The organism is Myxococcus sp. AS-1-15 (assembly GCF_020037055.1).
Taxonomy (GTDB): Bacteria; Myxococcota; Myxococcia; order Myxococcales; family Myxococcaceae; genus Myxococcus; species Myxococcus fulvus.
The window spans coordinates 168863-194747 of sequence record NZ_JAIQDF010000006.1; the positions used below are offsets into that span (position 1 = coordinate 168863).

The 25885-nt window shown below is 70.8% G+C and carries 20 protein-coding genes; 6 read left to right on the plus strand and 14 right to left on the minus strand.

The genetic code is table 11. The features are described from left to right. Positions 1-21: 21 nt before the first annotated feature. From nuoL to K8625_RS18645, 3 genes are read left to right on the plus strand one after another with little or no spacing between them, the layout of a single operon-like run. Positions 22-2256 carry an NADH-quinone oxidoreductase subunit L gene (gene nuoL, locus K8625_RS18635; RefSeq protein WP_223746160.1) on the plus strand — a complete coding sequence of 745 codons (2235 nt, stop codon included), beginning with the start codon at positions 22-24 and terminating at the stop codon, positions 2254-2256. Further along, entirely contained in the window at positions 2253-3983 is a 1731-nt protein-coding gene (locus K8625_RS18640; RefSeq protein WP_223746159.1) for a NuoM family protein, read from the plus strand. The genes nuoL and K8625_RS18640 overlap by 4 nt, the downstream gene beginning before the upstream one ends. Positions 3984-4007: 24 nt before the next feature. Beyond that, positions 4008-5567, plus strand: coding sequence for an NADH-quinone oxidoreductase subunit N (locus K8625_RS18645; RefSeq protein WP_223746474.1), 1560 nt, complete (start codon positions 4008-4010; stop codon positions 5565-5567). An 82-nt stretch (positions 5568-5649) separates the two neighbouring features. On the opposite strand, the gene K8625_RS18650 is transcribed toward K8625_RS18645, so the two are convergent. The 7 genes from K8625_RS18650 to K8625_RS18680 all read right to left on the minus strand — a co-directional run bounded on the left by K8625_RS18650 (position 5650) and on the right by K8625_RS18680 (position 15612). Continuing rightward, complete coding sequence (locus K8625_RS18650; protein WP_223783443.1) at positions 5650-6474, minus strand: GNAT family N-acetyltransferase; 825 nt, start codon at positions 6472-6474, stop codon at positions 5650-5652. A 420-nt stretch (positions 6475-6894) separates the two neighbouring features. After that, complete coding sequence (locus K8625_RS18655; RefSeq protein ID WP_223746157.1) at positions 6895-8340, minus strand: sigma-54 dependent transcriptional regulator; 1446 nt, start codon at positions 8338-8340, stop codon at positions 6895-6897. Next, entirely contained in the window at positions 8337-10853 is a 2517-nt protein-coding gene (locus K8625_RS18660; protein ID WP_223783444.1) for an ATP-binding protein, read from the minus strand. The genes K8625_RS18655 and K8625_RS18660 overlap by 4 nt, the downstream gene beginning before the upstream one ends. Continuing rightward, complete coding sequence (gene selB, locus K8625_RS18665) at positions 10850-12766, minus strand: selenocysteine-specific translation elongation factor (RefSeq protein ID WP_223783445.1); 1917 nt, start codon at positions 12764-12766, stop codon at positions 10850-10852. The genes K8625_RS18660 and selB overlap by 4 nt, the downstream gene beginning before the upstream one ends. A 19-nt stretch (positions 12767-12785) precedes the next feature. After that, on the minus strand, positions 12786-13535 hold the full coding sequence (locus K8625_RS18670; protein WP_223783446.1) for a phosphoribosyltransferase: 750 nt from the start codon (positions 13533-13535) through the stop codon (positions 12786-12788). Positions 13536-13655: 120 nt separating this feature from the next. After that, a complete protein-coding gene (locus tag K8625_RS18675; protein WP_141324630.1) occupies positions 13656-14687 on the minus strand; it encodes a Glu/Leu/Phe/Val dehydrogenase dimerization domain-containing protein in 1032 nt (343 codons plus the stop codon). Between the two features lie 34 nt (positions 14688-14721). Next, positions 14722-15612: an Hsp33 family molecular chaperone HslO gene (locus K8625_RS18680; protein WP_223783447.1), complete on the minus strand. Its 891-nt coding sequence runs from the start codon at positions 15610-15612 to the stop codon at positions 14722-14724. Between the two features lie 265 nt (positions 15613-15877). On the opposite strand from K8625_RS18680, the gene K8625_RS18685 reads away from it, so the two are divergent. Continuing rightward, positions 15878-16555 carry a succinate dehydrogenase gene (locus tag K8625_RS18685; RefSeq protein WP_223746151.1) on the plus strand — a complete coding sequence of 226 codons (678 nt, stop codon included), beginning with the start codon at positions 15878-15880 and terminating at the stop codon, positions 16553-16555. Positions 16556-16706: 151 nt separating this feature from the next. Here K8625_RS18685 and K8625_RS18690 read toward each other — a convergent pair whose 3' ends face one another. Both K8625_RS18690 and dacB read right to left on the minus strand, forming a co-directional pair. Then, the gene (locus K8625_RS18690; protein WP_223746150.1) at positions 16707-17204 is read right to left on the minus strand and encodes a single-stranded DNA-binding protein; all 498 of its coding nucleotides are present in this window, start codon (positions 17202-17204) and stop codon (positions 16707-16709) included. A gap of 548 nt (positions 17205-17752) precedes the next feature. Beyond that, positions 17753-20023: a D-alanyl-D-alanine carboxypeptidase/D-alanyl-D-alanine-endopeptidase gene (gene dacB, locus K8625_RS18695; protein WP_223783448.1), complete on the minus strand. Its 2271-nt coding sequence runs from the start codon at positions 20021-20023 to the stop codon at positions 17753-17755. Positions 20024-20238: 215 nt separating this feature from the next. On the opposite strand from dacB, the gene dtd reads away from it, so the two are divergent. Next, a complete protein-coding gene (gene dtd / locus K8625_RS18700) occupies positions 20239-20709 on the plus strand; it encodes a D-aminoacyl-tRNA deacylase (RefSeq protein WP_223783449.1) in 471 nt (156 codons plus the stop codon). Here the strand turns inward: dtd and K8625_RS18705 are convergent. Next, positions 20706-21551 (minus strand): hypothetical protein, encoded by an 846-nt coding sequence (locus K8625_RS18705; RefSeq protein ID WP_223783450.1) that lies wholly within the window; start codon positions 21549-21551, stop codon positions 20706-20708. The two genes, dtd and K8625_RS18705, sit on opposite strands and share 4 nt — an antisense overlap. 21 nt (positions 21552-21572) lie before the next feature. After that, the gene (locus K8625_RS18710) at positions 21573-22034 is read right to left on the minus strand and encodes a PTS sugar transporter subunit IIA (RefSeq protein WP_046711218.1); all 462 of its coding nucleotides are present in this window, start codon (positions 22032-22034) and stop codon (positions 21573-21575) included. Positions 22035-22268: 234 nt separating this feature from the next. On the opposite strand from K8625_RS18710, the gene K8625_RS18715 reads away from it, so the two are divergent. Continuing rightward, entirely contained in the window at positions 22269-22886 is a 618-nt protein-coding gene (locus K8625_RS18715) for a hypothetical protein (protein ID WP_223746147.1), read from the plus strand. Positions 22887-23191: 305 nt separating this feature from the next. Here K8625_RS18715 and hpf read toward each other — a convergent pair whose 3' ends face one another. From hpf to K8625_RS18730, 3 genes are all read right to left on the minus strand, one after another. Beyond that, on the minus strand, positions 23192-23866 hold the full coding sequence (gene hpf / locus K8625_RS18720) for a ribosome hibernation-promoting factor, HPF/YfiA family (RefSeq protein WP_223783451.1): 675 nt from the start codon (positions 23864-23866) through the stop codon (positions 23192-23194). 236 nt (positions 23867-24102) lie between these two features. Beyond that, on the minus strand, positions 24103-24987 hold the full coding sequence (locus K8625_RS18725; RefSeq protein ID WP_223746145.1) for an SDR family oxidoreductase: 885 nt from the start codon (positions 24985-24987) through the stop codon (positions 24103-24105). A 118-nt stretch (positions 24988-25105) separates the two neighbouring features. Next, positions 25106-25885 (minus strand): hypothetical protein, encoded by a 780-nt coding sequence (locus K8625_RS18730; RefSeq protein WP_223783452.1) that lies wholly within the window; start codon positions 25883-25885, stop codon positions 25106-25108.

Sequence of the window (25885 nt, forward strand, 5' to 3'; positions counted from 1 at the left end):
GGACACGCCAGGAGCCCACTCATGAGCACCTTCTCGGAATTCCTCCAGGTCGCGCCGGTCGCGCCAGAAGTGATGGCGCCCTCGCTCTGGCTCATCATCGCGCTGCCCCTGTTGGGCGCGTTCATCTGCGGCGTGTTCGGCAAGATGCTGGGCCGCGCCAACGTGCACCTGGTCGCGTGCTCCGCGGTCGCGGGCGCCTTCGTGCTGAGCGTGCTGGCCTTCTGGGCCACCAGCTCCATGGACCTGGAGAGCCGCCGGCTCCTGTCCTTCATCGTGAACCCGTTCGGCAACGAGCGGGACTACGTCCGCTACGCGATTGCGCACGACTACGGCACCTGGTTCTCGGTGGGCGACTTCCGGGTGAACTTCGGGCTGATGGTGGACCACCTGTCCGGCATCCTCCTGCTGGTCATCACCGGCGTGGGCTTCCTCATCCACCTGTACTCCACCAGCTACATGGAGCACGACGAGGCCTACTGGCGGTTCTTCGCGTACCTGAACCTCTTCGTCGCGGCGATGCTGACGCTGGTGCTGGCCGACAACCTGGTCCTGCTCTTCGTGGGCTGGGAGGGCGTGGGCATGGCCAGCTACCTGCTCATCGGCTTCTGGTACACGGACCCCGCCAAGGCGTGGGCCGGCCGCAAGGCGTTCGTCACCAACCGCATCGGTGACTTCGCGTTCCTCATCGCCACGTTCCTGATGGTGCTGATGGTCGGCGCCTTCAACCGCCAGGCCGACGAGCGCGACTACACGGCGGCGGGCAGCACCAGCCAGCGCTACGCCTCCGCGCTCGAGGACAAGGGCCCCGTCACCTTCCTGGGCCTGCAGAAGTTCGCCGAGGCGATGCCCGAGGGCGGCGCCGGCAAGGTGGACCTGTCCACGACCATCGCCGCGGGCCCCCTGGAGGGCTACACGTTCGGCGGAGTGATGACGGTGGCGCTGCTGCTGTTCCTCCTGGGCGCCGCGGGCAAGAGCGCGCAGCTGCCGCTCTACGTCTGGCTGCCGGACGCCATGGCTGGCCCCACGCCGGTCTCCGCGCTCATCCACGCCGCGACGATGGTGACCGCGGGCGTGTACCTGTTCAGCCGCATGTCCGCGCTGCTGGTGCTCAGCCCCACGGCGATGGCCACGGTCGCCATCATCGGTGCGCTGACGTCGCTCTTGGCGGCGCTCATCGCCTTCGCGCAGGACGACATCAAGAAGGTGCTCGCCTACTCCACGGTGTCCCAGCTGGGCATCATGTTCATGGGCGTGGGCATGGGCATCTTCTGGGCGGCCGTGCTGCACCTGGTGACGCACGCGTTCTTCAAGGCGTGTCTGTTCCTGGGCGCCGGCAGCGTGATGCACGGCAACGGGGACGAGACGGACATCAAGAAGCTGGGCGGCCTGCGCCACGAGATGAAGTGGACGTGGGGCACCTTCTTCGTCGCCACGCTGGCCATCACCGGCATCATCCCGCTGTCCGGCTTCTTCTCGAAGGACGCCATCTTCCACGGCGTGCACCACAACCACCTGGCGGGCCTGCACTGGGTGTCCAGCGCGGTCTACTACCTGGGCCTGCTCATCGCCGCGTGCACCGCGTTCTACATGACGCGCGTGTACCTGCTGACCTTCGAGGGGCCCCGCTCCAAGGAGGCCAAGGTGGCGCACGCGCACGAGAGCGCGTGGCAGATGACGCTGCCGCTGGTGGTGCTGGCGGTGCTCAGCGTGGTGGCCTCCGTGTACGCGTGGCCGCTGCTCAAGGCGCCCGGTGACGGCCGCCCGCAGCCGGTGTTCGAGAACTTCCTGAGCCCGGTGTTCGCCGCGATGAACCGCGTGGTCGCCACGGGCAAGACGGTGGAGCTCGACACGAGCGTCCCCACGCTGGGTGACTACGGCTTCGCGTGGCTGGTGGCGGTGTCCGGCGGCGCGCTGGCGGCGTTCCTGTACCTGCGCTTCTTCCCGTCCCGCGCGGGTCAGCCCGCGCCGGCCTATGCCCGGGCGGTGCGCCGCGCGGCGCAGAACAAGTTCTACGTGGACGAGTTGTATGAGCTGGCCATCATCCGGCCCATCAAGTTCATGAGCTTCATCCTCTTCCGCGTGGTGGACGCGCTCCTCATCGACACCGTGGCGGTGCGCGGCACGGCGTGGGTGACGGCGCGCGTGGGCAGCGCGCTGCGCTACGTCCAGTCGGGCGACGCCCAGGCCTATGCCGCAGTGATGGCCCTCGCCCTGCTCGGCGGCGTGGCCTACGCCCTCATCCAGGTGCTGCAATGAGCTTCTTCGACACCCACCTGCTCAACCTCGTCGTCTTCCTGCCGCTCGTCTTCGCGGCGCTGGTGCTGATGCTGCCCGCCGGCGAGGCGGGGCAGATTCGCACCGTCACGTTCATCGGCATGGTGGTGGACCTGGTCTTCGGCGTGTGGGCGTACTCACGCTTCGAGGTCGGCGGTCCCGAGTTCCAGCTCGAGTACCGGGTGCCCTGGTTCCAGGAGTTCGGGCTGAGCTACCACCTGGGCGTGGATGGCCTGGCGGTGAGCCTCATCCTCCTGACGGTGTTCCTGGGCCCCCTGGTGGTGCTGGCCTCCACCACGTACATCAGCCACCGCATCAAGGAGTTCCACCTGGCGCTGCTGGTGCTCCAGACGACGATGCTGGGCGCGCTGGTGTCGCTGGACGTGCTGCTGTTCTACATCTTCTTCGAGGCCATGCTCATCCCCATGTACCTGCTGGTGGGTGTGTGGGGCGCCGAGGACCGCCAGATGGCGGCGGTGAAGTTCTTCCTCTACACGCTGGTGGGCTCGCTGCTGATGCTGGTGGCGCTCATCGCGGTGTACTTCATCAGCTCGCCGGCGGGCGCGCGCTCGTTCGACTACGCGAGCATCTACAACGGCCTGTTGGACGCGAACCGGCAGCTGTCCGCGTGCTCGGCGGGACCCGCGGGCGCGTGTGATTCGCTGACGGGCATGGCCGCGACGCTGCACACCTACGGCCCCTGGCTGTTCGCGGCGTTCGCGCTGGCGTTCGCCATCAAGGTGCCGATGTGGCCGGTGCACACGTGGCTGCCGGACGCGCACGTGCAGGCGCCGGTGGCCGGCTCCATGATCCTGGCCGGCGTGATGCTGAAGATGGGCACCTTCGGCTTCTGGCGCTACGCGATTCCGCTGTTCCCGGTGGCCGCGCAGCAGGCCCGGCCGTTCCTGGCGACGCTGGCCGTCATCGGCATCGTCTACGGGGCGCTGATGTGCCTGGCGCAGCGGGACATCAAGAAGCTCATCGCGTACTCGTCCGTCAGCCACCTGGGCTACTGCATGCTCGGCATCTTCGCGCTGACGGCGGAGGGCGCCACGGGCAGCGCGTACCAGATGCTCAACCACGGCGTGTCCACGGGCGCGCTGTTCCTCCTGTTCGGCTTCCTCTACGAGCGGCGCCACAGCCGCCTGATGGCGGACTTCGGCGGCATCGCCAAGGTGATGCCGGTGTTCACCACCGCCTTCATCATCATCACCTTCTCCTCGGTGGCGGTGCCCGGCACCAACGGCTTCATCGGCGAGTTCCTGGTGCTGCTCGGCACGTTCAAGAGCGACCTGGGCGCGGCGGCCGGCAACCCGCACCTGACGGCGGTGTTCGGCGCGTTCGCGACCACGGGCGTCATCCTGGGCGCGGCGTACATGCTGTGGATGGTGCAGAAGGTGTTCTTCGGCGGCCTGACGCACCGGGAGAACCAGCACCTGCGCGACATGAACGTGCGCGAGAGCCTGACGGTGCTGCCCTTCATCATCCTCGTCGGGGTGATGGGCCTGATGCCCCAGCCCTTCCTGGACCGCATCGAGCCGTCCACGGAGCGCTTCCTGTCCCGCGCCCGCGTGGGCACGCCCGGAGCGGGTGTGCAGGCCGACCAGGTGCGCGTGGAGGTGATGTCCCTGCCGGCCAACCCCACCGTGGCAGCCCCGAGCGCCCCTGCCCCGCTCGCCGCCCGGGCCGTCCCCTCGTCCCGGCCGTAAGCCGACTGAGCCCTCGCCATGACCTTGCCCCTGCCCAATCTGACCCTGGCAGACTTCCTCCCGCTGATTCCCGCCATCATCCTGGTGGTGGGAGCCTGCATCCTGCTGCTGTCGGAGGTGTTCCTCAGCAGCACCGCGTCGCGGTCCTACCAGGCCGTGCTCTCCGTGGTGGCGGCGGTGGCGGCTGGCGCCGTGGCCGTGTCCAACATGTTCGAGCCGGCGCACGAGGCGTTCCTCGGCTTCGGCGTGCTGGACCCCTTCTCCAGCTTCCTCACCTTCGTGGTGTGCGTGGGTCTGGGGCTGGCGTCGCTCAGCTCGGTGAGCTTCCTGCGCAAGCGAGGCGCGGAGCGCGGTGAGTTCTACGCGCTGATGCTGTTCGCCGCGGCGGGCATGAGCCTGTTGGCCCTGTCCAACGAGCTCATCACCCTGTTCGTGAACCTGGAGGTCCTCTCCATCGCCACGTACGCGCTGACGTCGTACCTGCGGCGCGGGACGCGGCCCTCGGAGGCGGGCTTCAAGTACTTCATCCTGGGCGCGTTCTCGTCCGCGGTGCTGCTGTACGGCGCGGCGCTGCTGTACGGCGCCACCGGCACCACCACGCTGACGGCCATGGCTGGGCCGCTGTCGACGGCGCTCGCCCAGCAGCCGGCGCTGGTCTACGCGGGCCTCATCCTCCTGGGCTCCGGCTTCGCCTTCAAGGTGGCCGCGGTGCCGTTCCACATGTGGACGCCGGACGTCTACGAGGGCGCCCCCACCCCCGTCACCGCGCTGATGAGCGCGGGCGTGAAGGCGGCCGCGTTCGCGGCGCTGGTGCGCGTGTTCCTGACGGTGGGCAAGGGCATCGACCCGCAGATGCCGCTGGTGCTGTTCTCCACCTTGGCCTTCCTCACCATGGTGGTGGGCAACCTGCTGGCGATTCCGCAGCGCAACGTGAAGCGCATGCTGGCGTACTCGTCCATCGCGCACGCCGGCTACCTCCTGGTGGGCGTGGCGGCGCTGTTCGTGACGGCGCCGGGCGAGCAGTTCCGCCTGCTGGGCCCGTCGGAGCTGACGGGTGGCTCGCCGCTGGAGCTGGCGCGCTCGCAGGCGCTGCGCGGCATCCTCTTCTACCTGCTGGCCTACACCTTCAGCGCGGTGGGCGCCTTTACCCTGGTCTCCGTGCTCGAGCGTCGCGAGGACGAGGAGAAGGGCACCGCCTGGGATTTGGAGCGCTTCAGTGGCTTGGCGCAGCGGCGCCCGGGCTGGGCCGTGGCCATGGCCGCGTTCATGCTGTCGCTGGGCGGGATTCCTCCCACCATCGGCTTCATGAGCAAGCTGCTCGTGTTCCAGAGCGCGGTGGACGCGGGCCTCATCGGCCTGGCCATCATCGGCGTGCTCTCCAGCGCGGCGGGCGTCTATTACTACCTGCGCGTGGTGGTCTACATGTTCATGCGCCCGGTGCCCGAGGGCGCCCAGGTGCTGGAGCGCAGCTGGTCCACCGAGCTGGCCCTGGTGCTCTCCACCGCGGCCGTGGTGGTGCTGGGCATCCTCCCCGGCCCCGTCACCGCGTGGCTGGTGCAGGCCAGCAGCCTCTTCGGTCAGTAGCCTTCGCGGGCCTCGAGCCCGTCGACTCCGCCCGCCCCGGCCTCGTGCCCGGGCGGGCGTCGTCTTTCAGGGGCACGTGAGGTCAGCCCGGGAGCTCGCCGCGCAGCTCGTACGTCTCCAGGCGCGTGCGGGCGCCGGCCTTGCGCAGGGCGGCCACCAGGGGCTCGTTGTCCGTCATCACCACGCCCATCGACTGACGCGCGGGCCCCACGCGGGCGAAGGCGTCCTCCAGGAGCGCGCGGGCATGCGCGAGGGACACCGCGAAGAACGGATAGAGCACCGCGCCGCCGGAGCGCAGGTCCATCAACCCCAGCAGCTCCGTGCCCCGCGTCAGCTTCCAGAGCTGGTGCGAGGCCAGTGACGAGAAGCGCGCGAGCTTGCCCGGAATCATCCCGAAGGCCTCCGTCAGCGGCGCCCAATCCGACGACTCCACGAGCGACACGCGCGGGCCCCGGGGCGCCTCCGGCAACGTGGCCACGTGGGCCCGCGTCACCTCCAGGTCCGTGGCCTGCCGCGCGCGCCGCATCCCCAGCGAGCCATACAGCTCCAGGGCCGGCGTGTTGTCGCGCACCACCGTGAGGGACCAGTGCTGGCAGCCCTGCGCGCGGAAGCGCTCGGCCGTCCTCAGCATCATCCACCGCCCCAGCCCCTGACGACGCGCCTCGGGCGCCACCACGAGCTGGCCCACGTACCCCATGACGCCCAGCGCCTCGGTGGAGGTGTACCCCACCACCCCACCCGGCCCCTCCACGAGAAAGGTGCGAGCCGCCAGCTCCTGCTCCCACATGGACGCCGGCGGCGGAGGGTCCTCCAGCCCCAACTCCGCGAACAGCCTGACATACGTCGGGTAATCGTCGGCGCGTCCGGGCCGCTGCACCCACGGACACGGCCCCACATCCACCGTCATCGGCCTGCCTCCGGTTAGAAGGAGCGATACCGACGCGAGCCTGACTCAACGTCCGACGGCACAAAAGAAGGCGGCCCGACACTCCAGGGGAGGGTCGGGCCGCGGGTCTTCTGAAGGTGACTCACCGGAAGTGCTGAAGGGGTGGGGGGGAACCGCCTTCAGCCTCGCTTCGATGTGTCCCGCGTGAACCTATAGCAGTCGCCGTGCCAGACCCCGATTTGAAACAAACTCCAGTTTTCTCAGGCACTTAGAGGTCTGCCCAACACTGGCCCACCCCAGCGATTGCATTTCAGCCCTGCAATCGGCTTTCAGAACTGAAAATCTCCAATGAGTCCGGGCGGTTGTGTTTTTCACCGATGAACCCCGTTCATTTCGGATCTGAATCCACGGGTGCGCAAAAGTTACACGTCCAACTCCACCCTACTCCCGACCCACCTCGTTGGGCGGCCGGAGGTTGAGGCGCTTCATCTTGCGCCACAAGGTGGTGGAGGAGACGCCCAGCTCGTCGGCGACGCGGGCCAGGTCCACGCCGTGGCGCTCCAGGGACTGGGCGATGGCGCGGCGCTCGGCGTCCTCGACCACCTGGGCCAGGGTGGGCCCCGCGCTGGTGCCAGGGGGCAGACTGCCCGGGCCGTCCAGGGTGCCCAGGGAGTGGGTGCCGGCGACGGGCGTCAGGCGGGCCTGACGCAGCGGGAAGTCCTCGGGCAGCAGCTCGTCGCTCTCCGAGAGCGCGGCGGCCTGTTCGACGAGGTTCTCCAGCTCGCGCACGTTGCCGGGGAAGTCGTAGCTCATCAGGTGCGTCACCGCGGCGGCGGACAGGCGCCGGGGGTTGGGGCTGCGGGCGTTGGCGCGTCCCAGGAAGTGCTCGGCGAGCGCGGGCACGTCATCCAGGCGCTCGCGCAGGGGCGGCACGCGCAGCGTCACCACGTTGAGGCGGTAGTAGAGGTCCTGGCGGAAGCGCTTCTCGCGCACCTCCTGCTCGATGTCGCGGTTGGTGGCCGCCACGGTGCGCACGTCCACGCGCAGCGCGGTGGACTCGCCCACGCGGCGCACCTCGCCCTCCTGCAGCGCGCGCAGGAGCTTCGACTGGAAGGTGGGGCTGGTCTCCGTCACCTCGTCGATGAAGAGCGTGCCGCCGTCGGCCTCCTCGAACAGGCCCCGGCGGGCCTTCACCGCGCCGGTGAAGGCGCCCTTCGCGTGGCCGAACAGCTCGCTCTCCAGCAGCGTCTCGCTGATGGCCGCGCAGTTGACGGGCACGAAGGAGCGCCCCTTGCGGCGGCTGTGCGCGTGGAGCGCGCGCGCCACCAGCTCCTTGCCCGTGCCGCTCTCGCCCTGGATGAGCACCGTGGCGTCGCTCTGCGCCACGCGCATCAGCCGCGAGGTGAGGTCCCTCATGGCGGCGCTGCGCCCCACCAGCGCGGACAGGCCGTGGCGCTCGTTGAAGTCCGTGGCGAGGTTGTCCACGTCGCGCAGCAGGCGCGCGCGCTCCAGGGCGCGCTCCACGCGGTAGCGCAGCTCGCTCTCCTTGAACGGCTTGGTGACGTAGTCGTACGCGCCCAGCCGCATGGCCTCCACCGCGCTCTCGATGGAGCCGAAGGCCGTCATCATGATGACCTGCAGCCGGGGGGCCACCTCCAGCGCGCGCCGCAGGAGCGTCAGCCCGTCCATGGGCTCCATCTTCAGGTCCGTCAGGAGCAGGTCCATGCTGCCACCGGACAGGTGCGCCAGGGCCTCCTCGCCGGTGCCCGCCTCGAAGACGGTGTAGTGCTCGGCGCGCAGGAGCAGCGCGGTGGTCGCGCGCATGTTGCGCTGGTCGTCCACGACGAGGATGCGTCCGCGGGACGGCGGGAGGTTCGCGTCGGTCATGGGAAGGACGGGGGCTGCGAGAGGGGAAGCCGGAAGGTGAAGGTGGTACCGCGACCGGGGGTGCTGTCCACGGCGATTTCGCCGCGGTGCTCCTCGAGGATTCGTTTCACGACAGCCAGCCCCAGGCCGGTGCCCTGGGCCTTGGTGGTGAAGAAGGGCTCGAAGACGCGGTGGAGCAGCTCGGCGGGAATCCCCGGCCCCTGGTCCGCCACGTCGATGCGCAGCTGCTCGCGGCCCGCGTGGGCCTCGCGGCGCGCGCGCACCTGCACCAGGCCGCCCTGCGGCATGGACTGGATGGCGTTGACGGCCACGTTGACCAGCGCCTGGCGGATGAGCCGGCGGTCCATGGGCACGGGCGGCAAGCCCTGCTCCACCTCCGCGTCGATTCGCACCGGCCGGTCCGGCGCCCCACCCTGCGCGCGCGCCGCCTCCAGCGAGTCCTGCAGCACGCGGCTCAGGTCCTCGTGCTGGAGCACCGGGTCTCGGGGCCGCGTGTAGTCGAGCAAGTCGCCGACCATGCGGTTGAGGCGGTCGCTCTCCTCGCCCAGGATGTCCAGCAGCATGGCCGCGTCGCCCGAGGGCTCCAGGAGCCGGCGCAGCGAGGCCACCGCGTTGAAGATGACGCCCAGGGGGTTTCGCACCTCGTGTGCGACGATGGCGGACAGCTCGCCCAGCGCGGCCAGCCGCTCGCGCTTCACCATCTCCGCGCGCGTGGCGGCCAGCTCCGCGTAGCTGGCCCACAGCGACTCGTACAGGCGCGCGTTGGCGATGGAGAGCGACAGCTGGCCACACGTGGCCTCCGCCAGCTCCACCAGCTCCGGGCTGAACGTCCGCGCGCGGCGCGTGTCGTCCACCAGCACCACGCCGATGAGCTCCTCGCGCGAGGTGAGCGGCAGCGCCAGCAGCGCCTTCTCCCCGAAGCGCTGGACGAGCTGCGGGTTGAAGCCGCCGCCGGAGGCCTCCACGTCCTCGATGACCACCGGCTTGCGCTCGCGCGCGGCGCGCGCCGCCACGCTGTCACTGGAGAGCGACAACACCACCGTGCGGAAGAAGTCGCGGTGCGCCGCGGAGGCCGCCGCGCCCCGGAGCACCTTCGCGCTCTCGTCGTACAGCATGATGTAGCAGTTGGAGACGTCCAGCAGGTGGACGAGGAAGTCCGACGCCACGTCGAGGATGCTCGAGGTCTCCAGCACGCCCGACGTCGTCCGGGCCAGGTCCAGGAGCAGGCGCGTCTCGGTGAGCTGGCGCGCGGACTCCGAGCGCAGCCGGCGCTGCTCGAGCAACGTCATCAGCAGCTCCGACAGCGTCCCCAACAGCCGCACGTCCCGCGCGTCGAAGGGCCGGTCCGGCGCGCGCAGCACCTGGAGCACGCCGCACACCTCGCCGCCCCGCGCCAGCCGCACCGCCGCGCCGCTGCCCAGCGTGCCTTGCGAGGCCTCGCGCAGCGCCTGGGCCTGCGCCTCGCTGGTGAGGTCGCCATCCAGCGCGTCCGGCACCGAGCCGCCCATCACCCCACCCAGCCGCGCGACATCGCCGCCCGGGCCCACCACCTCCGTCAGGCCGACGTGGGCCGACAGCACCAGCGGCCCCTCCGCGCCCCGCGTCAGGTGCAGCGCCGCGGCCTCGGACAGCAGCAGCTCCGACACGCGCGAGAGGAAGTCCTCGGGCGTGGGCGGAATCGGCCGCGCCACGAAGCGCGCCATCTCCGCGACGGCCCCCACCTCCCACCGGCTGCGCGTGCTGTCCGACTGCACGCGTGCGTCCGTCAGCGCCGCGCCCACCACCTTGGCGAAGAGCGTCAGCACCGAGCCATGCCGGGGCGCCACCCACGGGCCCTCCACGCGAAGGACCTCCACCTGGGGGCCGCCGACGGGCAGGTACACGTGCGTGGGCGAGGCCCGCTCCGCGCCGCCGAACACGGGGCGCCCGTCCGACAGCGCCTCCAGCCCCAGGGCCACGTCCGGCGGAGGAGCACCACCATCCAACGGGTTCAGCCGCAGGCCATCCCAGCGCAGGAGCCGCACCCGGAAGCCCGCGGCCTCCAGGCCCTTCAGGGCCACGCGGCGCACCGCGTCCTCGGAGTGCGCGGACACCAGGCTCGCCGAGGTCTCCACCAACCGCTCCGCCATGGACAGCTCGGGGGGCTTGTCCGTCAGCGGCAGCAGGTTGAGCAGCAGCGCGTGCCGCCCGCCCTCCAGCGGGATTCGGGACGCGTAGAGGGCGACCTCGCGCGTGACGCCGTCGGCCGAGGGCACCTGGTAGACCTGCGTCCTCGCCTCCATGGCCCCGCCGGACTCCACCAGGCGGTAGCGCTCGATGAGCCGGCTGCGCTCCTCGGGCTGGACGAAGTCCATCACGGAGCGCCCCTCCACCCGCTCGCGGGGCAGTCCCAAGAGCGCGAGGTAGGCGTCATTGGCCGCGGACACACGCCCGTCCACCACCGCGAGCACGGGGTTGCCGAAGGGCTCGATGAGGGCGCGCAGCGACGCCTCGCTGTAGTGGCTGGTGCTCATCCGCGACGCAGAACCCGCTTCTCGCCCACCCGGAGCGTCACCTTCTCCCGGTCGAAGTACTCGGACAGAGGGATGACGAACTTGCGGCTCTGTCCCACCAATTCCTTGAAGGACTGGGTGGTAATGTCCTTCTTCTCGCGCAGGTGGGCAACCAGCCGTTCCTTCAGGGCCCCCAGACTGCCCGCGTCGAAGCACAGCTCCTCGCTGACGCGCACCACCTTGCCTTCGGCCACCAGGAGCTTCAGCAGCTCGCGCAAGCGGGGCGCCGGGAGCTGGAGCTTCTGGGACAGCTCGCCCTCGGTGGGCGGCGCCAGACCCGCGGCGGACAGCTCCGCGGCGAGCCGCGCCCGCGCCGCCTCGTCCCCCAACGACAGCGCGCGTCCACGCCCCTTCAGGCGTACCAGGTCCCGCTCGACCTCCAGCTTCCCGGCGGCCCCCAGCCCCTGCAACACCCGCTGGAAGGCCCTCGCATCCAGCTCACTGGACAGCCGCTGGCGAAGCTCCTCGCGGGACAGCCCCTCACGCAGGGGCTCACGCTCATGGAAGGCCGCCAGCACCGCGAGCGCCCGGCCTTGCAACCCCTCGAGCACCTCGCCGGACAGGTACAGCCGGCTCTCCCGGTCCAACAGCACCACCGAGCCCCGGGCGCCCAGGAGCTCCAGCGCGCGCGTGAGCACCTTGGGCCCCAAGGCCGAGCGGCCGAACAGCGCCTGCTGCGTGAGCCCCGCATGGCCGGCCTGCCGGAGCAGCCACGCCACCTGCCCCGCGGGGTCCGCCTCGCGCAGCGGCGCCACGATGGACGCGCCGCCCTTGCGGCGCCTGGGAGGGGAAATCGACAGCACGCGCCCGCCGGCCACCGTCGCGCCCCGCCCCGGCAGCGCGCGCGAGCCCCGGAGGATGAAGCGCTGCCCCACGAGCGCGGCCACCGGTGCGTCCAGGCGCAGCTGCGCGAGCGTCGTCTCGCCGGGCTCCAGCCGCTCCACGTCCAGCAGCGCCACCGTGGCCTCCACCTGCGCGGTGCCCAGGTGCAGCAGGAGCTTGCGGCGGCGCGGCAGGGGCGACGGCGCGGAGGGCAGCAGCGTCAGCTCCACGTCGAGCATGCGCGTCTCGGGCAGCTCTCCGGCGCGCGTCAGCACCTGCCCCCGGTGGAGCGCCTCCGGCTCCACGCCCGGCAGGTTCACCGCGGCGCGCTGGCCCGCCTCCACTCGCGCCACCGCCCGGCCATGCTGCTGCACCCCGCGCACGCGCAGCGGGCCGGGCGTGCCCGGCAGCAGCGACACCGCGTCGTCCACCGCCACCGTGCCCGACAGCAGCGTGCCCGTCACCACCGTGCCGAAGCCCTTGAGCGTGAAGACGCGGTCCACCGGGAGGAACGTGGGCCCCTCCGAGGGGCGCTTCCCCAGCGAGCCCACCGCCCGGGTGAGCGCCGCGCGCAACGCCGCGAGCCCCTCGCCCGTGCGCGTGGAGCACGGCACCACGGGCGCGCCCTCCAGGAACGAGCCGGCGGTGAGCGCGGCGAGGTCCGCCTCCACCAGCGCGCGCCACTCGGGCCCGGGCTCGTCCAGCAGGTCCGACTTGGTGAGCGCGACGACGCCGGCGCGAACGCCCAGCAGCCGGCAGATGTCCAGGTGCTCGCGCGTCTGGGGCATCACGCCCTCGTCCGACGCCACCACCAGCACCGCCAGGTCCACGCCGCCGGCGCCCGCGGCCATCGCCTTCACGAAGCGCTCGTGGCCGGGCACGTCGACGACGCCCGCGACGGTGCCGTCATCCAGCGTCAGGTGCGCGAAGCCCAGCTCCAGGGTGATGCCGCGGCGCTTCTCCTCCTGGAGCCGGTCCGTGTCGATGCCGGTGAGGGCCTTCACCAACGACGTCTTGCCGTGGTCGATGTGGCCCGCCGTGCCGACAATCATCGCATCACCGCGGCACGGCTCAGGCTCCGGCCTTGTCCGGGTCCTCGTCGAAGCGCGCGTCGCCGGTGCCCGGCGCGTAGTCCCACGGGAAGACGACGAGCGCCCCCGTGGAGATGCCCGCGAACTGGGGCGCGTACGCGTCCGGCTTCACCACCAGGCACGCCGTGGACACCTTCTTCGCCCCCGCCTCGCGCGCCAGCGCCATGGCCAATTCCAGCGTGTCTCCGCTGGACGCCACGTCGTCGACGATGAGCACGCGCTTGCCCTTCAGCTCGCGCGGCATCTCGTTCGCGGGCTTCGGTCCGCCACGCGGATGCGCCTTGTCGCCGCGGTCCCTGCTGCGGCGGCTGATGCGCACCGGGAAGAACGCGCACCCGAGCGCCGACGCCAGCGCGCCGCCCACGAACACGCCGCCGTGCGCCACGCCCACCACCGCCTCGGGCTGGAAGGACTGGCGGATGTCGTCGGCCATCTGCTGCACGGCGCGGTCCAGCTGCGCCCAGGACAGCTCGCGCAGCACGCCCGCGGTGCGCTTGCGCGACTGGTCCTTGCCCGTCGGTTGACGGGGGGCCTCCGCCTGGGGCGCCAGGACCATGTCCGTCGGGATGGAGACCAGCTTGCGCGCCTGCTCGCGCGCGGCCGGCGACGGCGACGCGACACGAGACTTCGCGGGGGCCTTCTTCGACGACGAAGGCTTCGGGGAGGATTTCGCGGTGGGCTTGCGCTTGCCCTGGGCCTTGGGCCCGGGTGCTGCCCGCTTGGTGGCCACGGCGGTGAGCTCCGGCTGAAGTGCGGCCCCGTCATACCCCGAGGCGCGCGCCCTGGCCACATCCCCGCTCACATCCCCACCACCTCACGGACACACGAGGCGGTGGGGACCTCACGGCCCTCAGGCCTGGAGCTTCTCCTCCACCATCCGGTCCGCCACCTGCTCGGGGCGCAGGCCCGACTCCTTCGCGCGCCGCAGCACCGTGTCGATGGTGTCGAAGATGTTCGCCGCCCGGGCGTACGCCTTCTCCCGGTCGTACCCCGCCCACTCCTGGGCGACGTTGATGAGGCCGCCCGCGTTGGCCGCGTAGTCGGGCACGTACAGGATGCCCCGGCTGGCCAGCTGCTCGCCGTGGCGCATGGTGAGCAGCTGATTGTTGGCTGCTCCACACACCGCCTTCACCTTGAGCAGGGGCAGCGTGGTGTCGTTGATGGCGCCGCCCAGCGCGCACGGGGCGTACACGTCCGCCTCCATGCGGTGCAGGGTGTCCGCGTCCACCGCCGTGGCGCCGTACTGCTTCACCGCGTGCTCCACGCTGGCCGCGTTGATGTCGCTCACGAAGATGTGGGCGCCGCGCTCGTGCAGCTCCTTCACCAGGTACATGCCCACGTGGCCCACGCCCAGCACGGTGACGCGCAGGCCCTTGAGGTCCGCGCTGCCGAAGACGTGCTTGGCGGTGGCCTCCATGGCGCGCGCCACGCCGTACGCCGTGACGGGCGACGGGTCTCCGCTGCGCTCCTTCAGGCCGACGACGTTCTTCGTGTGCTTGCGCACGTGCTCCATGTCGTCGGTGCTGGTGCCGCTGTCCTCGGTGGTGATGTAGCGGCCGCCGAGCGACTCCACCGCGCGACCGAAGGACTCGAACAGCTTCGCCCGGTCGAAGTTGCTCCGGGGCAGCATGATGACCGCCTTGCCACCTCCGTGCGGCAGGCCCGCGAGCGCCGCCTTGTAGGTCATCCCGCGCGCCAGCCGGAGCGCGTCCGCGACGGCCTCCTCCTCGCTGGTGTACGTGGACAAGGCACGCGTGCCACCCAGCCCAGGGCCGAGTCGCGTGTTGTGCATTCCGACGATGGCGCGAAGTCCCGTGCGGGAATCGCTGAGCAGATGGACGGCCTCGTAGCCGCCTTCGAGCAGTTGCGTGAAGTAACTCATGGCGCGCGGCCTCTACCGAGGCCACGCACCCAAGTCAAACCGAGCCGGTCTCCAACATGCGCCGAATTTCATCTCCTGGAATGACATAGCGCGTCGTGCAGAATTGACACGTTGCTTCAGCCTGCCCTTCCTTCTCCAGCAGGTCCTGGAGCTCCTCGCGCCCCATGGCGAGCAGCGCGCGCTTCACGCGGTCCTCGCTGCACGAGCAGCCGAAGCGCAACGGATAGCGGGCCATCACCTCGAAGTCCGCCTCCGGCAGCAGCGCCCGCAGCACCGCGGACGCACCCGCGGGGGCATGGGCCCGAAGGGCGCCTTCGGCGTCACGACGCAGCCGCTCACCGAGCGCCTGGAAGACCTCCAGGTCGGCGTTGGGCAAGGGTTGGACGAGCAGGCCCGCGACGATGCCCAGGGACTCCGGCTTGCCGCCCACCTCGGCGGGCAGCTGCGCGAGCACCACGTGCGAGGGGAGCTGGTCGGACTGGTGGAAGTAGCGCTCCAGGTCGCCCGCCAGGTCGAAGCGCTCCAGTTCCACCGAGGAGCGGTAGTGCTCGCCGCCGCCCAAATCGCGCAGGACGGAGAGGAAGCCCTTGTTCCCCAGCACGGGACGCCAGTGGTACTGGTCGTCACTGCCCGTGTACTCCACGAGCGTGTTCTTCACGTAGCCCCGCACCAGGCCGGACGTGTCACCGTCCACGAAGAGGCCCCTCAAGGGGCCGTCGCACTCGAGCTGGAGGTTGACGCGGGAGTCGCCCTTCTGGAGGGCGCCCAGCAGGGCGGCGGCGGTGAGGGCCTGGGACAGGAGCGCCGCGGCGGCCGGGGCGGTGTGGTGGGTGGCCCGGGCCTGGCGGGACAGCTGCGTGGTGAGGGCCAGCACCACGCGGACATCGGACTTCTTCAGCAATCCACTGACGAGCTCATCGGACATGACAGGGCGAGTAGCGTGCCCGAGCCCGGCGTGCCCGCCAACGTCAGAAGGCGGACGCCCCGTCGCATGCCGGCCCGGCAGCAGGCCCGGCCGGGGTGACGCATAAGTCCAGGCTTATGCCTCCATGCGCGAAGGCTGGGATGCGCATGTGCGGAAGAAATCCAGCGTCGTGGCCGGAACGGCTATAAACCGCCGACCGACAGTCAGTCACCTGACCTTGAGCTGGGGCGCGGCCACCTGCCCGCGCGCCATCGCTGGAGAAACGATGAGCACCCAGGCCGCCACCGCCGACGCCGTTGCAACGAAGACTCCGCTCCTCAAGTCCCGCCTGGGCTCGTTCCTCGCGGTGGTGCCCCTGAGCTTCTGGGTCGTCAACCACCTGTGGGACAACCTGTCCGCCTTCAATGGCGGTGACGCGTGGCAGAAGTCCGTCACCACGTACTCCAACCCGTATGCCCAGGCGCTCACGTTCATCATCGTGATGCTGCCGCTGCTGTTCCACACGGGCTGGGGCCTGGTGCGGCTCTTCAGCTTCCGGCCCAACAACAACCGCTACAACAACTACGGCAACTTCAAGTACATCCTCCAGCGCGTCAGCGCCCTGGGCGTGCTCGCGTTCCTGGGCGCCCACATCTGGCTGGCCTTCCTGCGCCCGCGCCTGATGCTGGGTCACCCGGAGATGTTCGAGGACATCGCCCGGGAGATGCACTTCCACGGCCCCACGCTCGTCGTCTACCTGCTGGGCACGCTCGGCACGGCGTACCACCTGGCCAACGGCCTCCAGGGCTTCGCGATGGGCTGGGGCCTGCTGGGCTCCGAGCGCGCCATGCGCCGCTTCGAGCCGGTCTCCATCCTCATCTTCCTGCTGCTGACGGCGATGAGCTGGAGCGCCATCTACGCGCTGTACCAGGCGGGCGGGGCCCTCGGGCCCGCGGGCCACTAGGCCTTCCTGTGTCACCGGGCACTCCGAGAGGAGTGCCCTCCTCACGGTCCACACGTCTCGAAAAGCACACCGGCCGCCCCCGAGTCCTTCCGGGGAGCGGCCGGTTCGCTTCTGGGGTGTCCGACCGGAGCGGCCGGAGTCCCGACACGGCTCAGAACGGGATGTCGTCCTCGTTGTTGCCGCCGCCGCCACCGCCCATGCCGTCATCCATCGGAGGCGGCTGGCCGTAGTCGTTGTTGTCGCCGCCGCGCGGCTGCGAGCCGAAGTTCCGGCGCCCGCCACCACCGCCGCCGCTGCCCATGTTGTCCCCGGCGTCACGGCCGCCCAGGAACGTCACCGCGTTGGCCACGACCTCGGTCGTGTAGTTCTTGCGGTTCTCCTTGTCGGTCCACTCACGCGTCTGCAGGCGGCCCTCGACGTAGCACTGCCGTCCCTTCTTCAGGTACTCGCCGCAGAGCTCCGCGAGCTTTCCCCAGACGACGATGCGGTGCCACTCGGTCCGCTCCTGCTTCTGGCCGTTCTTGTCGGTCCAGCTCTCGCTGGTCGCGATGCGGAAGTTCGCGACCGCCTGACCTCCCGGGGTGAACCGCACTTCGGGGTCCGCGCCCAGGTTGCCGATGAGGATGACCTTGTTCACGCCTCCTGCCATGACTGCTCCCTCTTCCTTTTCGTCGAGATCCCCCCCGCCACGGGGGGGATACGGGCCTACCGGGCATCAGCCCTGGCAGGTTGCCTTCCACGTATAGCAGTGCGCCCTGACATTTCCAGAAGGCGGACCGCGGCACGGGGCCCGCCCGGGCGACAGCGCACCAGGCGAGCAGACAGGACCTGACGGGTGCGGGACGGGCCCACCCGGGCGCGAACCCGAAGGCTCAGTGCACCCAGGACCGCACGCGAGGCGAACCAGGGCGTGGGGGCGTCCCGAGCGTCGCGCGGCGGGGCCCTGCCTTGAGTCACGCCCAGGAGACACCCGCCCGGCAATGCCCCTCGGTGGAACGAGGCTCGGGGTGAGCTGAGGCGGGCTCGCCGCCCGCTTCGATGCGGTGCACACGCGACAGCAGGCAAAGCCCCCGCAGCCAGGTGCGTCGCGGCAGGGAATCGCCGCCCGGATGCAGCTCAAAGATGCGAGCCCCGGCCCCGGAAGGCCACCCGCCCGGGCGCCTTCCGGTACGACGACCCGCGGTGGCGCGACGCTCGCTACCCGCCCGGGTGCGTCTCGGCGGTGCGGGCCTCGGGGGCGCTGCCCTGGGGCTTCGAGGACGCCGGAGGCGGATTGCCCGCCGGAGCCACCACCTGCACCGGCGCGCCTTCCACCGGGCGGGCCTTGGCCTCCGCCACCTTCTGCGACAGCGTCGAGTCCAGGCCCTTGGCGAACGTCGCCACCTGCGGATCCGCCGCGCCCACCAGCTTGCGCAGCGACTTCCAGAACGGGTGGTCCGCCTGGCCCGTCTGCACCAGCGCCCGGGCCAGCAGCGTCGTGGACGCCTCGCGGTCCGAGGTCGACGCCGCGCGCAGCGCCACCACCAGCTCCTCCGGCGCCGTGCGAGCCACCTCCCCCAGGGCCACCGACATCTCGCCCTGCGCCGTGGCATCCGCGCCCGTGGCGCCCGCGAGCTCCAGCACCCGCGCCAGCGCCTCCGTGTTCCCACCGGCCGCCAGCTCCACCATGCTCGTGACGCCCGGCACCTCCACCGCCAGCACCCGCGCCACCTCCCTCAGCCGGCCATACACGTCGCTGCCCGCCGAGTAGCTGTCCAGCAACGTGCGCGCGCCCAGGTAGTCGTGCGGGTTGGACTGGTACAGGCCCTCCGCCAGCACCGCGCGCACCGCCGGGTCCCTCTCGCTGCGCCACGCCGTGCGCAGGAAGCCCAGGTTGCGCGGATCCCTCTGACGGCCCAGCTCCAGGTACGTCTTCACGCGCGAGGCCACGTCCCCAATCGCGCCCGCCGCCTTGCCACCGTCCGCCAGCGACGCCACCGCGCTCGAGGGCCCCAGGCTGGAGCCCGTGGCCGCCACCGCCGCGCCCAGCGCGTCCAGCCCCGCGACGATGGGCCCGGCCCGGCCCGCGAAGTCGTTCACCATCATCGAGAACGAGAAGCGCTCACCGCCCGCGCTCGTCACGTAGCCGCTCAGCGCGGACACCCCCTCCAGCGTGCCCGTCTTCGCGCGCAGCCGGCCCACCGCGTCGCTGCCCTCGAAGCGGTACTTGAGCGTGCCGTCCTTGCCCGCGATGGGCACCGAGGACAGGTACTCCGGCGCGAACGGGAAGCGCTCATACATGTAGCGCAACAGCTTGTTGAGCTGCGTGGCCGAGAAGCGGTTCGCGTCGTTCAACCCGCTGCCGTTCTTCATCACGTACGTGCCGCGCTGGATGCCCACGTCGCGCTCGAGGAACTGCTCCACCACCTCCACGCCCTTGGTGAAGGTGCCCGGCTGGCCCCGCCCCTCGGCGCCCATCGTCTTGAGCAGCTGCTCGGCGACGAAGTTGCTGGAGAGCTTGTTGAGCCGCTTGAGCAGCACGTCGAACGTGTCCGACTGCGCCACGTACACCGCCCGGGCACGCGACGGCGTCGCCCCCGCGCGCACCCTCCCCTTCGCCTTGACGCCCCGCGTGTTCAGGAGCTGCTTGAGCGTCTGGCCGAAGTACATGGGCGGGTTGTCGATCTTCTTCCAGACACTCACCGCGCCGCCGCGCTCGGGCGGCACCTGCCCTCGCACGACAATCTTCTGCTGCGGCCCCACCGGGTCCGACGTCACCGACACCCGCCGCGCCCGGCGCGCTCCCGTGGAGAGCTGGTTGTCGACGATGAAGTAGTCGCTGGGCGGCTCCATCTCCACCACGCCCTTGGCGCCCGCGCTCGCGCCGGGCCGCAGGTAGATGGCCGCCGCGTTCCAGTTGAGGCTCAGCGCGCCCGTAGGCGCCATGTACGCCCGGTCCGAGTCCTCCTGGTCATACCCGGGCGGCGTGCGCTCGGCGTCGAACCACGAGTCGTCCACGACGATTTCGCCCACCTCGCGCACGCCCACGTGCCACAGCTCCGACACCATGCCCCACAGCCGCTCGGTGGTGACGGACGGGTCGCCCTTGCCGCGCACGTAGAGCGTCTTCACCTTGCCGTCCGCGCCCAGCTCCGGGTCCACGAGGAACTCCGTCTCGTAGCGGAACTCCGGCCCGAGCGTCGCCAGCGCCGCCGCGGACGTGACGAGCTTCACGTTGGACGCGGGGTTGAGCAGCTCGTCCGCGTTGTGGGTGAACACCACCGCGCCGTCATCCAGGCTCTGCATGTGCACGCCCACCCGGCTCACCTTGAGCGGGGCACGCTGGAGCACCTCGAGCAGCGCCGCGCGCAACGCCTCGCGGTCCGCGCGCTTCTCGGCGGAGGGCGGCGCCGCCAGGGCACCGGGGGGAAGCAGCAGGGAAACGATGGCCGTCGCGGCCAAGAGGTGTCTGGCTCGAAGAACCTGCACGCACGCTCCGGGGAAGTCGGCGGCCATTATGGTGAATCGCGTGAAACCACGGCAAGGGAGAGGGGGTGCGGGAGTCCACGGCTGGGCGCTCGCTCTACCGCCAAGAACAATTTGGCCGCCCTGGCATGTGGACTTCTTTTCATAATCCAAGGGCGCAAGATGCCACGCGCCCCTGACAGTCGTCGGTGGACAATCGGCCCTGGGAGGAAAGTTCGATGCGTGCGGTGGTGCAGCGAGTGCTGGAAGCGTCGGTGACGGTGGACGGGCAGAAGGTGAGCGACATCGGCCCGGGGCTGCTGGTGCTCCTGGGCGTGGGCAAGGGCGACACCGAGGCGGACGTGGCCTGGATGGTGGAGAAGCTCGCCACGCTGCGCATCTTCGAGGACGCGGGCGGCAAGATGAACCTGTCGCTGGAGGACACCTCGCGGCAGCTCATCGTCGTCAGCCAGTTCACGCTCTACGGCGACGCGCGCAAGGGCCGGCGCCCCAGCTTCATCGACGCCATGGAGCCCACCGTGGCCAAGGCCCTGTACGAAAAGGCCTGTGAGGGCCTGCGTCAGCGCGGCCTGTCCGTGGGCACCGGCATCTTCGCCGCGGACATGAAGGTGGCGCTCGTCAACGACGGGCCCGTCACGCTCCTGTTGGAGAGCCCCGGGAGCACCGCCGCCGCCACGCCCAAGGCCTAGATGCGGACGGAGGTGCCCTTGGTGACGAGCGCCGCGAGGCCCTGCTTCGCCAGCGCCGCCTGACGGATGTGGCCGGTGAGCGCGCCCAGCTCGCGAATCCAGTTCGCCGCGCGCGGCCCCAGCCCGGAGAAGGCCACCGTCAGCGGCGGCGGTTGTGCCTGCTTGCCCAGCCAGTAGGCGAGCACCTCGTCACGCTCCGGCAACGACGGCAGCTTCATGCGCTCCTGCTCGCGCGTGAGCAGCCGCTCCAGCTTGCGCGGCAGGTTCACCTGCCAGTGCGCCACCGCGCGCGCCGGGCGCCAGGCCCAGTCCGCGAAGGCGAAGCGCTCGTTGGGGAAGTACTCGCCCCGGCCCTGGGTGACGAAGACGCGGTCCGGGGGGAACTCCGGGAAGGGGTCCCACTGCCCCGCCAGCAGCGAGGCCAGCCCCACGTCCGCCAGCGGACGCAGGCGGAAGCCGTCGCGCACCTCGCGGGACGTGCGGTTGTCCCAGTAGGGGTAGTGGGCCTCCTCCAGCATCAGCGCCAGGTGCAGCGCCTCGTCCCAGGCGTCCGCGTACCCCGCGTGGCGAGGGTCCACCTCCCAGCCCATGGGCCCCGTCCTCCACGGCTGGAAGGCGAGCCGGTCCACCAGGTCCGCCCAGGGGTCCGCGTCCACCGAGCCCAGGCCGCCGGGCACCGACGTCGCCAGCATGCGCTCGCACAGCATGCGCGACTGGCCGTCCCCCAGCTGCTCCAGCAACGATTCCAGGGCCCCGCTGGCGTCGCCCATGGCGCGCGTGAGGAACGGGAGCACCTGCTCGTGGAAGAACGCGTCGTTGATGGGCCGCAGCACCACGTCCATGGTGTCCCCCCGGCCCGGCGCTCAGGGCCGGGCGTCTTCCTGGATGATGAGCGCGTGGATTTCCGCGGTCGTGGGCGCCTCGAGGATGGCGGCCCGGAAGCGGGGGTTCTTGAAGAGCCGGGAGATGCGGGCCAGGGCCTTCAGGTGCACGCCGGCGCTGTTCTCCGGGGCCACCAGGGCGAAGAACAGGTGGGTGGGCTTGCCGTCGATGGCCTCGAAGTCCACGCCCGCGCGGGACACGCCGAAGGCCGCCTGCAGCTGCGTCATGCCCGGCAGCTTGCCGTGGGGGATGGCCACCCCCTCGCCGATGCCGGTGCTGCCCAGCTTCTCGCGCTCGCGCAGCACCTCCACCAGCCGCTCCTCCAGGAGCGGGGGGTGGGCCCGGGCCAACGTGGCGCTCAGCTCGCGCAACACCTCCTGCTTCGTCCGCGACTGCATGTCCGCGATGACGGCTTGGGGGCTGAGGAACTCGGCGATTCTCACTGACGCTCCCGCGCTGGCGCTCCTGAGATGGCGGCAATTACTCCTCACCCTCGATTCGCGCAAGGGTCGCCTGTCGTCCCGGCGCCACCCCCGCTCACTGCGCGTCAGGGACCGGGACCACGGGCCGCCCCCATGTCTCCCCGCCCCGCCGTCCCCCAGGGGACGATATGCCCTCCCCCAGCGTCCGTTTCCTTCAGTGAACCACGACAGCAAACGAAAAGGGGAGCGACCGCCATGAAGCGAACGCTGTGCTCGAGCCTTGTCCTCTCGCTGCTGGCCACCGGCTGCGCCACGACCGGTGTCCAGGGCTCCGCGCTGGGAGACGCCGCCGAGGAGTCCCTGCTCCTGCGGGGAGACGCCATCACCGGCCCCACCTCCACGCTGAGCATCTCCGACAACAGCATGCACGGGCGCTACCGCCGCCACCCCGTGGCGCTCCAGTGGGACTACCAGTTGCTCACGGGCTCGGTGGCCCAGCAGGGCACGCGGCTGGAGCTGGCCGAGGGGGACGACACCCGCGTCTGGGGCACCTTCGGCGGCCAGCCGGTGGACCTCACCGAGGACGGCACGTGGCTGCATGGCCGGGTGGGCAGCTGCGTCTACCTCCTGAAACGGGAGGCGGAGGCGCTCTCGGGCATGCGCGAGTGCGGGGGAGCGCGCGAGACGGACATCGTCGTGGCCTTCCCCTCCGCCATCCACTCGCGCCCGCTGGGTGAGCGGGCCGCGCTGATGACGCTGGCGCTCGTCAACGTCCGGGCCCCCGCCGTCACCACGCCCGTGGCCGTCTCCACCGGCGTGTTCACCGACCTGCGCAACGCGCAGGGGATGTCCAGTTGCAAGAAGGGCTACTGACGGCCCCTCCCAGCCAGGGCCGAGGCGCGCTCCATCTCCCGGGGGAGAGATGGGGCGCGTCGTTTTTACCGGAAGCCCCCCGCGATATGCGCGGTGGGCCCAGGCGTTCTTGGGGATGGATGCGCCAGCCGCCCTACCCGGGCGGTTGGGGGGACACCGACAAGGCCGTGGCCGACCGCGAGCCTCGTGGGAAGCAGCATCCGTGAAGGACCGACGACGCTCCCGTCATCGACTGGATGGGAGCGTCCGCGCTCCGCCTCCTCGAGGGGGGTGGCGGAGCGCGACGCTTCCTTCAGGCCCTCGCCTCAGGTGCCGGCGGCCGCGGCCAGCGCGGGCGGCTCGTGGGGCTCGATGAGGCCGTACTGGCCATCCTTGCGCCGGTAGACGATGCCCAGCGCGTCCGACTCCACGTTGTGGAACACGTAGAAGTCGTTGTTCATCAGGTTCATCTGCATCACCGCCTCGTCCACCGACAGCGGCTTGACGGTGAGCTGGGTGGAGCTCACCACGCGCGTCGTGGCGGCCACGGGGGGCGCGGGCGGGGCGGCGGCGAGCTTCGGCGCGGGCGTGTCCACCGTGGACTGCTCGGCGATGTCCGCCAGCTCCTCCGCGTCCGGCACCTCGAAGACGGCGTGACGCACCTTCAGGTGGTTCACCAGGTCCTGACGGTGGTGCACGCGCTCCTTGCCGTGATGCGTCTTGAGCTTGTCGCGGTAGCGGCGCAGCTGTCGTTCGATCTTGTCCATCGCCAGGTCGATGGACGCGTACATGTCACTGCTCTTGTCGCGCCCGCGGAGCACCCAGGCGCCGGAGTGGACGGTGATGTCCGCGTGGTGGATGTGGTTGGCTTCCAACCACAGGACGACGTGTGCCTCTCCTGCTCTATCCAACAGCTTGTTCACCCGCTCGACCTTCTCGCGTGCGTACTCCTTGAGGGAATCCGACGCCCCGAACTGACGGAAGGTGATGTTGAACTGCATGCGTGGCTGCCTCCTAGGGTGAGGGGAGCTGCGTGACAGATCAGAAACGTTCTGCCCCCGGGAAAGCAACCCGTCCCCCCAGGTTGACTCTTCCCAAGCGCACCTGCCGTCCGGGGCCTGACAACACGCCGTGACTGGTGCTCGGACCTGCGGGGCACCAGACTCTTCAACCCCTCGGAATCAGGCGGTGCGCCGCCGCACGGACAACGGCGCACCGGGTAGCTCGGGACACGGGCTCAGGCGAGCAGCCTTCCTCCGGTGACACCCAACACCTCCGCGTTCACGAAGCGCGATTCATCCGAGGCGAGGAACACGTAGGACGGCGCCAGCTCCGCCGGCTGCGCGGGGCGGCCCATGGGCGAGTCCTCGCCGAACGTCGACACCTGCTTGCCATCGAAGGACTGCGGAATCAGCGGCGTCCACACGGGGCCGGGCGCCACGGCGTTGACGCGGATGCCGCGCTCGATGAGCTGCTGCGCCAGGCCCTTGGTGAAGGTGACGATGGCGCCCTTCGTGGTGGCGTAGTCGAGCAGCGGCGGCGTGGGTTGATACGCCTGGATGGAGGCGGTGTTGATGATGGTGCCGCCGGCCTTCATGTGCGGCAGCGCGTAGCGCACCAGGTGGAACATCGCGAGGATGTTGACGCGGAACGTGCGCTCCACGCGCTCGGCGTCCAGCTCCTCGAACCTCTCCACCGCCTTGCCCTGGAAGGCCGCGTTGTTGACGAGCACGTCGATGCGACCGAAGCGCTTCACCGTCGCCTCCACGAGCTCGCGGCACTTCGCCTCCACCGCCAGGTCCCCGGGCAACAGCAGCGCCGAGCGCCCCGCGTCCTCCACCACGCGTTGCACCTGTCGGGCGTCGTCCCCCTCGCTCAAGTAGGAGACGGCCACGTCGGCGCCCTCGCGCGCGAAGGCCAGGCACACGGCCCTGCCAATGCCGCTGTCGCCACCGGTGACGAGCGCCACGCGGTCCTTCAGCCGCCCCAGTCCCTTGTAGGACTGCTCGCCGTAGTCCGGCTCCGGCGACATCCGCCCCTCCTTGCCCGGAGGGGCTTGAGTCTGCTCGGGGAAGGGAGGCTTGGGGCCCGCCTCACGCGGGTCGGGGTTCTTCTGGGCCATGGCTGCGCTCCGTTCAGGGGAAAGAGGGTCCCTGCACGGTGGCGTCCGAGGCCGGCCACGACAACCGGGCGAAGCGGGCTCACGTGCCCGCCCGCCCCGGAGGGATGCGAGCGGAGGGCTACTGCACCGAGACGACCTGCTCCTCGGAGTGGAAATAGGTGCCCGAGCAGCTCGTCACGCCCGTGCACTCCAGCACCTCGCCCTGGACCTGGCCCCTGACGGTGAGCAGGTGCGTGGCGGCGCCCAGGTTGGGCGGCACGGTGAAGGTGATGCGGCCCCCGTCGCGCGTGGTGGTGAGCGTCGCGGTGACGGCGCTGCCCTCCGCCAGCAGCGTGGCGCCGGCGGACTCGAGCTTCTCGGTCGACGGCATCCACTGGTACGAATAGGACTGGCCCCGGAGCAGCCGCTGCACGTCGGACACGCCGTCGAAGGAGCGCTTGGCCTGGGCCTCCTTCATGACGACGGTGATGGTGGTGCCGGAGCCGTCCTGGAAGACGACGCGCGCATCGGTGGGCGGCAGCGCGGCCCACTCATCCGGGGCGTAGTCGAAGAAGGCGCGCGTGGGCAGGCACAGGTCGCGGCCCGCGGTGCCATCCACCCCGCCCCGCTCCACCTGCATCGGCTCGCCGTTGAACGTCGCCGTGACGCCCTCGTTCAACCGCGTGCAGACGTCGCCGCCCGCCTGGGAGAAGGTGACGGTGACGCGGTGCGAGCCCGCGGCCTGCTCCAGCTCGAACAGGTCCACATCCGCGTGCGTGTACAGGAGCGTGCGGCCGGACAGCCCCGCCAGGTCCACGTCCTGCTCCTTCAGCGAGGAGCCACAGCCGGCCGCGAGGAGCCCGAGCGCGGCCAGGACACCCGACACCACGCCACCACGGAAACGAGAGGAAGAGTGCAT